Source organism: Paenibacillus sp. MDV22-iso6, assembly GCF_058408365.1.
Window position 1 is genome coordinate 489,732 of sequence record NZ_JBZVDZ010000002.1, and the last position, 12,335, is coordinate 502,066.

Sequence of the window (12,335 nt, forward strand, 5' to 3'; positions counted from 1 at the left end):
ATGTTTTCGTATGGATAAGACCATCAAAACAATAAATACGAAGAAAGCCATAAAGCCTAGGATGAATAGTATTGTAAACAGATATTGCAAATTCTCACCTCGTAATGCATCGTTATTTCGTACTCTCATTATAATGTTCCTTCGAGAAACTTTAAACCTGTACTCGTCTCTTTAAAAAAATATGAACAGCGAAGGCGAGCGGACGAAAAAAGATGACCCCTGTGCAGTACAGGAATCATCTCTTAAGTGTGGTCTAATCCCCCTGTTAAGAGGCGTTCGGTTCGTTAGCCCTCAATCGGTATTTAGTCAGGCATAATCCAGACGATTTCGGCAATGCGCACGAAGAATTTTCTATTTCTTTCCTCTAGTACAACATGGTCATGTTTAACAGCGACCACACATCCATCCAGTCTACCGCGAGTCGTTTCCAGGATAACCACTTTTCCCACCAGGGACATTAGACTTTCGACTACGCAATGATCCACTGGATGAACGACAATGTTATGGGGCATATGGGGCACATAATGTGAGTTAGCCATTGGATGCATCATTTGATAATTATTCAAGAAAAAACCTCCCAAATCATTTATACGGCATCCTATGCGATTGCCCACGCGAACGACTGGGCGTTTGACCAAAGTATATACTTTTGGAAAATCCGAATGAGGTATTATGTTTGTCAGCCAATCGCAGAGGGTCAAGTTTACAGTGAAATGAATGAAGCACTGCCGGCGTTTTAGCCAGCAGTGCTATTTTTTCTTATCATCACTTGGACTTAATCCAGCAAGGAAAGTGTGACTCGAATCGAGTTTTCTATAAATGAACGATTGGGACGGGACTTCATGAAAACGGTCAGTCCAATTAGGGATACAATAAGTGCTTGCGCGACAGCCTTAGCGTCCAGGGAGGGGTTAAGTTCCCCTGATCGCATTCCCCGCTCAATATTTTCTTGAAAGATGACCGACAGGTACATCTGATGTTCCCGGGTGAGAATTTCAAATTTCTCATCATGGGGTGCAAGCTCAACCATCGTATTGATGCAAAAGCATCCACGACTGAGTCGCTCTGCGTTGTATTCTTCGTCCACGATTTCTGCAAAAAAAGTACGAAAGGCCTCTTTAACCGATGTAATACCCGCCAGTCTGGTTCGCATCTCTGCGGCACGAGCCATCGTGTATTTCCGTAGCGAAGTTTCGAACAGTTCTCTTTTATCTCCAAAAGTGGAATATATACTGGGTCTTTGGATGCCCATTCTTGAAGTCAGATCACTTAATGAAGTGGCTTCATATCCTTTTTCCCAAAAAAGCTGCATCGCTGCATCCAGCACTTTCTCTTCGTCAAATTCGCGAGTTCTCGCCATAATAAATACTCCTTGTTACTTATATTTTCTCAAGTATAGATATTTCGTACTCATCAGTATGATATATAATATATAACTCTCAATAATTTGTCAAACCAACGTCTTTTTGATGATTTATTTAAGAAATGAGATACATATTTAATCAAAATAAATAAATTGACAGTAAGAGAAACACTGAGATATATTAACTACCTAAATAACATACCGATCGGTAATTTATTTTACGAGTAGTGATAGTCCAATTTTGAATAAGGAGAAATCAGTTATGGAAATAGGAATTACTTCTTTTGTGGAGACGACACCCGATCTTCGGACAGGTGAGGTCATAAGTCACGCACAGCGATTGCGTGAAGTGGTGGAAGAAATCGTGCTTGCCGATCAGGTGGGGTTGGATGTATTTGGCGTAGGAGAACATCATCGTAAAGATTATGCGGCTTCTTCCCCAGCGATGGTGCTGTCCGCAGCTGCATCCCTGACCAAGCGTATTCGGCTGACTAGTGCAGTAACGGTACTTTCGTCTGCTGACCCGGTACGTGTGTTCCAGGATTTTGCCACACTGGATGGCATTTCGAATGGACGTGCGGAGATTATGGCAGGGCGGGGTTCCTTTACCGAATCATTCCCTTTGTTTGGATATGAGCTAGGTGAGTATGATGAGCTGTTCGATGAACATCTGGAACTGCTGCTTAACCTGCAAAAGTCCGAAATAGTCAACTGGCGAGGTGGGCACAGACCTGCAATACATAATCTGGGCGTATATCCACGGCCTGTGCAGAGCCCTTTGCCCATATGGATTGGCAGCGGGGGCAATCAGGAATCGGTGGTTCGTGCAGGATTGCTGGGACTTCCGTTGACGTTGGCTATTATTGGCGGGAGCCCGGAAAGGAATTTTGGCCCCCTTGTACAGTTGTACAAGCAGGCAGCGGCACATGCCGGACATGACGCTTCGAAGCTTACTGTAGGGTCGCATTCGCTCGGATTTGTGGCTGAAAATACAGAGCTGGCGGCTGATCTGTTCTTTCCTTCTACCCAGGCGGGCATGAACAAAATCGGCAAAGAACGCGGATGGGGACATTACAGTCGTGCCAGCTTTGATGCTGCACGTAGCCATGACGGTGCTTTGTATGTAGGTGATCCAGAGACGGTTGCCCGAAAGATCATTCACCTTCGCAAGAATGTGGGCATTACACGTTTCATGATGTACGTACCGATTGCCACGATGCCACACGATCAGGTGATGAGAGCGATTGAATTGCTCGGAACAGAGGTGGCACCTCGAGTGCGCACAGAGTTGGCTGAGTGGGAAGCTGAGAATGGACAAAGAGCATAAAGAACATACACTGAAGGAGGAATTGCATATGAGTTTTGTAGATCGGGTGGTACCTGAATTAAGAGATGCATTGACCCAGTTTCCGGGCTTTAATTTGAAGGGGGTATTGCAGGTTAGCCGGGCGATGCTCGTGAACCCACCAATTGTGAAATCGAACGACGTACGCACCAAAAATCGAATTATTGCTGGGGCAGCAGGAGACATGTTGGTCAAACTATATGAACCGTCTGAGCGTACTGGAGATAAGCTGCCGGCGATGCTGTGGATTCATGGAGGAGGTTATGTGCTGGGACATCCGGATATGGATGATGCGTTATGTGAGCGCTTTGTACAAGCGGCTCACTGTGTAGTCGTATCGGTTGATTATCGCCTGGCTCCTGAGCATCCTTATCCAGCTGCCCTTCATGACTGCTATGCAGGTCTGGTATGGATGACGGACGAAACAGAGTCGCTCGGTATTGATCTTAGCCGGGTCGCAATTGCGGGAGCAAGCGGAGGTGGAGGACTGACTGCAGCACTTGCACAAATGGTCCGCGATAAAGGTGGGCCGAGCCTGATCTTCCAAATGCCGCTGTACCCGATGCTGGACGATCGGAATATTTCGGCTTCGAGCCACGAAATTACGGAACAAAATGCCACATGGAATCGGACGAATAACCTGGAGGCATGGAGTATGTACCTTGGAGGAGAGATGGAGGGATTGGGGGAGAACGAAGAACACAACATGCCTTCTTACGCTGTCCCAGCAAGAACTGAAAATCTGGCAGGGCTACCCCCAATGTATACGTGTATTGGCCAGCTTGATCTGTTTCGAGATGAAACTATTGAATATGTGACACGTCTTGCGGCAGCGGGAGTGGATGTCGAAATGCACCTGTATCCTGGTGCTTATCACTGCTTCGAAGTATTTGTGCCTGATGCGGAAGTTAGCCAGCGGGCTAGTCAGGATTATATCCGTGCCATGGCTAGAGCACTTAATCCTTCATGGGAGCAATAAATGTCTCCTGTGTTGCCCATAAAAATTGATGTTCTTTTCATCTTCATTTCAGATTCCGTTAAGGTAACAGGGGTAAGATAAGTCTTGTAAACCCCTTCTCGTGTTAAATAGATGTGTGACTAGCCCCGTCGGATCGTCCGGCGGGGTACTTTTTTTCTTCATTTCATCGGTTGATGGTATGATAGATAAATACATAAATGCTAGTAACGGAGGGATAGTTCGTGGACCCCAGCCTGCATCCGCTGTTCAGACCCATTCAGATGAATGGGTCAGATCGGAACACGTATTATATTGAACAAATACCTTCTATTTCCCTAATGGCTCATGTAGCCTGTTATTGGGAATCCGGTTCTATTCCGCACACAGGAGAGCAAGATCAGGAACCTATATCAGTGCCCGCTCGGGTATTACCGGATGGCTGCACGGACATGCTGATTACATACGACTCGGTCCGTTCGGCTCATTCCTATGCATACTGTGGCAATTATACGCATCCATTTGCTGTGTCCGAGGCATCCGATGTAAGTCCTTCCGCAGATTACACATTTGGCGTACGTTTTTTTCCGGGTGGGGCGTACGTCTTTCATGGTTTGCCATTGGAAGGATTTACGGACATGCGAATTCCGCTTGAGGAATGTTGGCCAGTCAGGTTAAGTGAGCTTCAGGAGCGGATAGCTGGAACAAGAACCTTTGAAGAACGGGTACAGGTTATGAATGCCTATCTGAGTCCACTATCCGTGCAAACCAATACATACGAGAATGATTTGATGAAAAACGCGCTGCATCGCATCTTTATCGATGGGGGACGTATGAGCGTCAGTGAGCTGGCAATGCGAGAAGTTGTCAGTGAACGCCAGCTGCATCGGAAGTTTGCAGAATGGATCGGAATCAGTCCGAAGCGATTCAGTGAGGTGGTTCGTTTTCATCGTGTCCTGGGCAGTATTCATCAGGGGCATACGGCGGATGGGGTAGCGCTGGCCCTGAATCATGGTTTTTTTGACCAAGCCCACTTGATTCGTCAATTCCGCAAGTTTTATGGGGAAACCCCGCTGACCGCTGCCAAGGAGTATCAACAAAGGTTGTCCGATTTGTACAATAAGTCGGTTGCCCCTTCAGATATACTGAGATCGTGAGAATAATAGTAAAGGAGATATCATATATGAATGGAACATTGCAAATTCGGGATCATCTGCTCAATGAATTGGAGACGGGAGTACGTACGGGGGCGAGTCTGATCCGCCTAATCCGTCCAGAGGATTGGGCATACCGCCCGCAGGACAATATGCGTTCACTGGTGGAACTGGTCCATCATTTTATTCAGATCACGGCATCGGACCTTGCCATTATGCAGGAGAAGAGCGAAGCCGAGGTTGGTGTGGTAGAGAATACCCTGTCAGGGATCGAGGGTATTGAAAAACTGGAGGCAACACTTTGGGGCAATTTAGAGGCCTACAAAGCTTATATTGTATCACTCAGCGAAGAAGATCTGTTGAACCGCTCAACCAAAGCTTTTTATATGGAGCACGGTCATTTGCAGGCTCAATGGCAGATTGAAACGCTAACTCACGTATTCCATCACCGTTCACAGTTGTATAATTACCTCAAACAACAGGGGCATGAGTTGAACTTTTTCATGCTGTATGCTTAAAAATCTTAGAATATGAGTTTTGTGTAATTAGCTCCGCCTAATGACTGGCGGGGCTTTTTTTTGTGTCTAGTATTCTAGCGTCTCTATTAAAATGGACGTTATCACACGGTCATTTTACCGTTACATTAATAGATTCCAAACATAGAATACTGTATCAAAGCAAAAGGAGGTGATTTCCATGGCCATCCTTTTACCGCAACAATTTTATGCCTTAGATGCAAGCGTGGGTAAATCGTATTATGAAAACCTCGCTGGAGGCACGAATGCCAGCATCACGGTGAACAATTTTGGTACTGCCCCGGTAGATCTGGTTGTGACTCGTGTTAACGCTCCAGTGATCACGTATATGATCCCAGCTGGCAACAGCCTTACGTTGTCTGTTGATTTGCTGCTCGTAGCTGCACTGCTGACTACTGCGGCAGGTGCTTCAACAGGCACGATTCAAATCGCGACATCTGATTTCTAATGAATGTAGCGTGCTTTGTGAACCTCTGTCGGACATGTTGTCGGCAGAGGCTTTTCTTTTTTTATGGATACATCATATCGATTCAATCAAGAAACAGCCTCAGAAATTGTATGTGCGACCCCAGTGATATAATAGGTTTAGATCAAATTTTTGTTTACATAGGCTACCATTCGAGTAATTTATATTTAGGAACAGAATGAAGACTGATGTTGTGAAACAGGAGGTTATTGGACGATGAAAAGACCAACGTTTCTTGAAACCGAGCGGCTTGTTTTCTCGACATGGAATGAAGAAGACCGTGCTCTGGCTTCCGCTCTATGGGGAGATCATGAGGTATCGAAGTGGATTAGCAGCAAAGGATTTCTGAGCGAGGATGAAGTGGAAGCGAGATTGACTCAGGAATTAAAAAGGCAAGAAGATGTGGGAGTGCAATACTGGCCACTCTTTGAGAAAGATTCGGAAGTGTTTGTTGGTTGCTGTGGCTTGCGCCCGTATTCTCCGGAAAAAGAGATATATGAACTGGGATTTCATCTAACCCGGGATCATTGGGGCAAGGGCTACGCCATGGAGGCGGCACGGGCGGTGATTGACTATGTATTTGGCGAACTGAAGGCTAAAGCGTTGTTTGCCGGGCATCATCCGGATAATGTAGTGTCACGTCACATGCTGTCCAAGCTGGGCTTTGAGTATGTACGGGATGAGCGTTATGAACCGACAGGACTGATGCACCCGTCCTATTTGCTGAAAAAGGAATAAATATGTTCCAAAATGCAGCACAACGTCTTTAAATATATAGCATAAATGGATGGATAGCAGCGGTGACCGTCATTTTTTGGTAAAGGGGTTTTCATCGTTTTTTTATTTCATTTTCAGCTTCTATTAAGGTAGCAGAGGTAAGATAATTCTTGTAAACCCCTTCTCGTGTTAGATAGATGTGTGACTGACCTCGCCGGACGCCGGTGAGGTATTTTTTTTGCTTATTTTTATAAATATACACAAAACAAACATAAACAAAAATAAATAAAGCAAATAACGCTGTGTATTATTGACTTATAAAGATAAACAAAGGTATAATGAATGTGAAAAAAGGAACTTACTATGTACGTGATGGGCATTCTATTTTTTATCATGAGGAGAGAATGATGATGAACGTGACCCTTACCAATGAAACAACGCAGGCTGCGGGCTTCCATATCCCATTTGTTCGTGAGATGGCGGAGATTACTCAACATATGTGGAAAAACGGGTGGGATGAACGCAATGGTGGCAATGTCAGCTATCTGCTGGGGGAAGAGGAAGTTGCCAAATATATCGATATCAACCATGTGATCCGCAAGATCAAACCAGCATTTTCGATGCATGAGCTGGCAGGCAAGTATTTTATTGTGACTGCTTCGGGCAAATATTTCAAAAATGTACTGGCTGATCCGGAGAGCAATCTGGGGTTGCTACGAGTATCGAATGATGGACAGGAGCTGGAAGTGCTGTGGGGGCTAAAGTCGGGAGCGAACCCAACGAGTGAATTGCCTACGCATTTTATGAGTCATATCGAACGTCTGAAAGTCGACTCGAAACACCGGGTTGTGATGCACAACCATGCGACCAATGTGCTGGCGATGACCTTTATACATGAGTTGGATGAAATGAAATTTACAAAGACGCTGTGGCAGATGTGTACGGAATGCGTTGTCGTATTTCCTGACGGTGTTGGTATTATTCCGTGGATGGTGCCTGGATCGAATGAAATTGGACGGGAAACGGCTGAGAAAATGAAGGAATACCATGCGGTCATCTGGCCGCAGCATGGGATTTTTGGAACAGGTACAACGATTGATGAAGCCTTTGGCCTCATTGAGACTATTGAGAAAGCGGCTCAAGTGTATATGCTGGTTGCAGGTCATGAGATCAGACAGAGAATTACGGATGAGCAGCTAGCTACATTGGCCCAAGCTTTCGGTGTCACTCCACGTCCTGGTATATTGGGCATAGAAGTTTGACGGATCGAAATCGTATAAAAGAAAGAGCTACAACACAGCCTAATATGAATGGTCTTTGGTTTATTAAACCGAAGGCCATTTCCTTTTTTTCGGCGAACAAACGCCATTTTGGTTCAAAAACGTTCAAAAAACTGATAAAGCGCGGCTTTGTTATCGATTATTGAATCGTAGAATGCATTATCACACGCTGGCGAAATTCGGGTGAAATGACGTATTGTCAATGGCTCGGCGATTTTGCATAATAACAATGCTTCACAGATGAAAGACGGAAGGAAGTTATGATCATGCTTGGCAAAATGAAGAGAATCTTAATAGGCAAGCCTATGAAATCGGCTGAATTGGATGCAGAAAAATTGGGGAAATGGAAGGCACTTGCCATCCTGTCCTCCGATGCACTATCGTCCGTTGCCTACGGTACGGAGCAGATCTTACTGGTGCTCGTTGCGGCCGGATTCGCCGCCTTGTGGTACTCTGTTCCAATCTCCATCGCCGTGTTGGGATTACTCGTCATTTTAATTTTTTCCTACCGCCAGACGATTTTTGCTTATCCAACAGGAGGCGGCGCGTATATCGTAGCCAAGGATAATCTCGGCACGGCTCCGAGCTTGATTGCCGGAGGATCTTTGCTGGTCGATTATATTCTGACTGTTGCTGTAAGTTCGTCCGCAGGGACCGATGCGATTACATCTGCCTTTCCAATGCTTCATGATTACAGCATCGTCATTGCACTGATCATGATTGTATTTCTGACTATTATGAATTTGCGAGGGGTGACGGAATCAGCTTCCGTATTGGCGATCCCCATATATCTGTTTATCTTTTCGATTGCGATTCTGATTATCTCCGGAGGTATCAAATTTCTGGCTGGTGGCATGGAAGCTGCGGCCCCAGAATTCGGAACGAGTATGTCTCATGTGAGTCTGTTTCTGCTGCTGAAGGCATTCAGCTCGGGTTGTTCGGCCTTGACCGGGGTTGAGGCGGTGAGTAACGCCATTCCGAACTTCAAGCAGCCTGCGGAGAAAAATGCAGCAGGAACCTTGAAGCTTATGGGATGTATTCTGGGAACCATGTTTATCGGGATTACGTTACTTGCTTATGGTTACGGGGTGAAGCCTGATCCGAAAGCCACAGTCATTTCCCAGATTGCCGAAGCGACATTTGGCAGGGGTACGATGTATTTTATTATTCAGGGTGTAACGGCCTTGATTCTGTTCCTGGCAGCGAATACGGCCTATTCTGCTTTCCCGCTGCTGTCCTTCATGATGGCAAAGGATAAATATATGCCACATATGTTTATGGTTAGAGGAGACCGCCTTGGCTTCTCGAACGGTATTATTTTTCTCAGTGTGATGTCTGCCTTGCTGGTTGTTGGATTCAAAGGAAATACGGAAAGCTTGATTCCGCTCTACGCGGTGGGCGTGTTCATTCCATTCACCCTGTCGCAGCTGGGCATGATGATTCGCTGGATCAAAGTCAAACCATCCGGATGGGGTGTGAAGCTGCTCGTCAATACGATTGGTATGCTGACCACACTGTCGATTACATTGATTTTTATATTCACCAAGTTCACACAAACATGGGTTATCTTTATTTTCCTGCCACTCGTCGTTTATGTGTTCATGCGCATTCACCGTCATTACTGTAACATCGCGGATGAATTGAGGATTGATATCAAGCTGGAGAAACCCGTGAGAAAGGGCAATACGATCGTCATTCCGGTGGCTGGCATTACAAGGGTGGTCATGAATACAATCTCTTACGCCCAGACGATGTCAGATCACGTGGTTGCCTTGTATATCGGGTTCGATGATGAAGCCATTCGCAAGATGGAGCAGAAGTGGGAAGAGTGGAACCCTGGCGTTCGCCTGGTTGTCATTAAATCAAGATACCGCAGTATTATGGGACCGCTCAAGAAGTTCATTGATACCGTGGAATGGAAAACAGCCGAGACGGACCATATCACGATTCTAATTCCACAGTTCATCACCAAGCATTGGTGGCAAAATGTACTACACAACCAGACCAGCTTCATGATCCGCGCTTATTTGATCAATTACAAAGACGTGATTGTCACGACTGTGCCGTATCATCTCAATCGTTAAAAGGCTTCGTCTACACTGGCCAATGGCATGAAAAGAGTATGTTATATGCTTATATGCCATCCATTTTCTTTGGGATTCTCTACCGGAAATTTTGCGTTAACATTAAATATCCAGTTTTCTGTTAAATTGATTGAGTTGATATCTAATCGTTGTTCATCTTCCCTTAACACATAAAGCCGCACGAACGTTCCCGAATCAAGGGAGTTCTTGCGGTTTTTTTGCTGTTTGCTGAGCTTGTCATGAAGTCTATTTAACATCCCTTGTTTGGTAAAGTCGCTTGTCCACGATTAACGCTGCGTTGATTCAGAACGGATGCTGCTGTGACAGTTGGCTTTTACACTAGATAATGTGGGTGATGAAGTTCACACACCGAATGCGTAGATCAAGGGGGAAGAAAATCCGATGAGTGAGCTTGACAACCGGATCGGCTTGCCTGCTGCCAGACGGCGCGTATGGGGTACAAGTCAGCGCCGGACAGCTTCGCTGCGTGTGCAGCGGATGCGGGAGAATATGCTGGCCTATGGTTTCCTGGCACCATCGCTGCTTTTATTTGCAGTGTTTCTGTTTTATCCGATGTTCAAGTCGGTGTACCTGAGTCTGCATTCCACTGACCCTACCGGACAGATTGCAGCTTATGTGGGACTGGACAATTTCAAGGCAGTATTCCAGTCCGGACTGTTCCTGCAAGGCATGAAAGTGACGTTGCTATTTGTCCTGTTTACCGTGCCAACCGGCATGCTGGCAGCTCTGATTCTAGCGGCATTAACACACAACCGTTTCAAGGGAATGCGTATATTCCAGTTTGTATTCTCTCTGCCCGTGGTATTGTCTGTCGGTTCATCGGCGGTCATCTGGAAGTTCCTGTTCCATCCGACCTTGGGCATGCTGAATTATTTATTAGGAAAAGTTGGAATCGATCCAATTCCCTGGCTGACCAGCCCGGATTGGGCCTTAATATCGATCTCCATTATGACGATTTGGATGAATCTCGGATTCAATTACATTATTCTATCCAGCGGATTACAGGGCATCCCGGATGAAATTTATGAGAGCGCGAAGATTGATGGCGCAGGTCCTTTACTTACTTTTCGCAAAATCTCGATGCCACTGCTGTCGCCAACCCTGTTTTTCGTCACAGTTGTATCGATCATTGGTGCGTTCCAATCATTTGGTCAAATCAACATTCTAACCCGTGGTGGCCCGATGGACAGCACCAATGTATTCGTATATTCCATCTATCAGGAAGCCTTTGTTAATTTCCGCTTTGGGACGGGCAGTGCGCAGGCGCTTATCCTGTTCGCGGTCATTATGCTGCTGACCCTGATTCAGTTCAAATGGGTGGAAAGGAAAGTGCATTACCAATGAGGACACCATGGACCAAAACATTGCTGTATGTGTTGCTTACAATCTGTGCGGCACTTGTACTGTATCCGGTGCTGTACACCTTTTTCATGGCGGTCATGACGCCGGAGGATGCCAGTGCGTATCCGCCTCATATCATCCCGCAATCGATAGACCTGTCCAATTTCACGGAAGTATTCGATATCGTTCCGATTGGTTCGTTTATCGGCAATACATTCCTGGTGGCAGGACTGACGATGCTTGGTCAGCTTGTTACAGCGAGTATGGCGGCCTATGCATTCGCGAAAATGGAGTTTAAAGGCAAGAACGTCATCTTTAGCATGTTTGTGGCGACGATGATGATTCCTTGGGAAGTCACCATGATCCCGAACTATCTGACGGTGCGCAGTTGGGGCTGGCTCGATACGTATCAGGGACTGACCATTCCGTTCCTGGCAACAGCGTTCGGTACATTCCTGCTGAGACAATTCTTCATGCAGCTGCCCAAGGAACTGTTTGAAGCAGCGAAGATCGATGGCTGTGGGCATATCCGGTATTTTGTGTCCCATGTCCTGCCATTGTCTCGCCCGGCACTTGGAACATTGGCAATCTATTCGTTCCTGAGCATGTACAACTCCTATCTGTGGCCACTGCTTGTTACAAATACTCCAGAGATGAGGACGGTACAGATCGGGATCTCGATGCTGGAGTTCCAGGAATCCACAGCATGGAATCTGGTGTTTGCCGGCACAGCGCTTGTTATTTTACCGTCGCTGCTGCTTCTGGTCTTCGGTTTGAAACAGCTTGTCCGCGGTATGGCCGCAGGCGCGCTGAAGGGTTGATTAAGTTAAAAGTGTATGGATTTAACGGGTTAGTGGTTTGGATACCCAGGAGCGAATAAACAAGGCCTCACTCTTGAAATAAGTTCTTTAAAGGCTGCAAAAGCAGTGGAGGGGACGAAATCGATTCTGTAGAAGCGAAGCGTTCGCCTTTATCACCGGATTTTCTCCTTTGAGGGAGATGAAAAAAATCCGGTGATAACAGCGATCGAAAGAACGATTCGTAACCATAACGGCCACCTTGCAGAAATTAAA

General features: G+C 46.1%; 12 protein-coding genes. 10 read left to right on the forward strand and 2 right to left on the reverse strand.

The features are described from left to right. Positions 1-302 precede the first annotated feature (302 nt). Both AC4PM4_RS08435 and AC4PM4_RS08440 read right to left on the reverse strand, forming a co-directional pair. Entirely contained in the window at positions 303-566 is a 264-nt protein-coding gene (locus tag AC4PM4_RS08435) for a DUF2642 domain-containing protein (RefSeq protein WP_064640066.1), read from the reverse strand. A gap of 209 nt (positions 567-775) precedes the next feature. After that, positions 776-1,360 carry a TetR/AcrR family transcriptional regulator gene (locus AC4PM4_RS08440; RefSeq protein ID WP_072734318.1) on the reverse strand — a complete coding sequence of 195 codons (585 nt, stop codon included), beginning with the start codon at positions 1,358-1,360 and terminating at the stop codon, positions 776-778. A gap of 265 nt (positions 1,361-1,625) precedes the next feature. Between AC4PM4_RS08440 and AC4PM4_RS08445 the strand changes: the two genes are divergently transcribed. The 10 genes from AC4PM4_RS08445 (at position 1,626) to AC4PM4_RS08490 (ending at position 12,083) form a co-directional block, all read left to right on the forward strand. Next, positions 1,626-2,690 carry an LLM class flavin-dependent oxidoreductase gene (locus AC4PM4_RS08445; RefSeq protein ID WP_072734317.1) on the forward strand — a complete coding sequence of 355 codons (1,065 nt, stop codon included), beginning with the start codon at positions 1,626-1,628 and terminating at the stop codon, positions 2,688-2,690. A 28-nt stretch (positions 2,691-2,718) separates the two neighbouring features. Next, a complete protein-coding gene (locus tag AC4PM4_RS08450) occupies positions 2,719-3,687 on the forward strand; it encodes an alpha/beta hydrolase (RefSeq protein ID WP_491613335.1) in 969 nt (322 codons plus the stop codon). Positions 3,688-3,908: 221 nt separating this feature from the next. After that, positions 3,909-4,820 carry a helix-turn-helix domain-containing protein gene (locus tag AC4PM4_RS08455; protein ID WP_491613336.1) on the forward strand — a complete coding sequence of 304 codons (912 nt, stop codon included), beginning with the start codon at positions 3,909-3,911 and terminating at the stop codon, positions 4,818-4,820. Between the two features lie 26 nt (positions 4,821-4,846). Continuing rightward, on the forward strand, positions 4,847-5,335 hold the full coding sequence (locus AC4PM4_RS08460) for a DinB family protein (RefSeq protein ID WP_491613337.1): 489 nt from the start codon (positions 4,847-4,849) through the stop codon (positions 5,333-5,335). Positions 5,336-5,513: 178 nt separating this feature from the next. Next, the gene (locus tag AC4PM4_RS08465; protein ID WP_090808113.1) at positions 5,514-5,801 is read left to right on the forward strand and encodes a hypothetical protein; all 288 of its coding nucleotides are present in this window, start codon (positions 5,514-5,516) and stop codon (positions 5,799-5,801) included. A gap of 234 nt (positions 5,802-6,035) precedes the next feature. Then, positions 6,036-6,557: a GNAT family N-acetyltransferase gene (locus tag AC4PM4_RS08470; protein WP_491613339.1), complete on the forward strand. Its 522-nt coding sequence runs from the start codon at positions 6,036-6,038 to the stop codon at positions 6,555-6,557. A 389-nt stretch (positions 6,558-6,946) separates the two neighbouring features. Next, entirely contained in the window at positions 6,947-7,798 is an 852-nt protein-coding gene (rhaD, locus tag AC4PM4_RS08475) for a rhamnulose-1-phosphate aldolase (RefSeq protein ID WP_063564465.1), read from the forward strand. 284 nt (positions 7,799-8,082) lie between these two features. Then, on the forward strand, positions 8,083-9,900 hold the full coding sequence (locus AC4PM4_RS08480; protein WP_491613340.1) for an APC family permease: 1,818 nt from the start codon (positions 8,083-8,085) through the stop codon (positions 9,898-9,900). Between the two features lie 498 nt (positions 9,901-10,398). After that, positions 10,399-11,265 carry a carbohydrate ABC transporter permease gene (locus tag AC4PM4_RS08485; protein ID WP_371129256.1) on the forward strand — a complete coding sequence of 289 codons (867 nt, stop codon included), beginning with the start codon at positions 10,399-10,401 and terminating at the stop codon, positions 11,263-11,265. Next, positions 11,262-12,083 (forward strand): carbohydrate ABC transporter permease, encoded by an 822-nt coding sequence (locus tag AC4PM4_RS08490; RefSeq protein WP_064640050.1) that lies wholly within the window; start codon positions 11,262-11,264, stop codon positions 12,081-12,083. The genes AC4PM4_RS08485 and AC4PM4_RS08490 overlap by 4 nt, the downstream gene beginning before the upstream one ends. Positions 12,084-12,335: the final 252 nt, after the last annotated feature.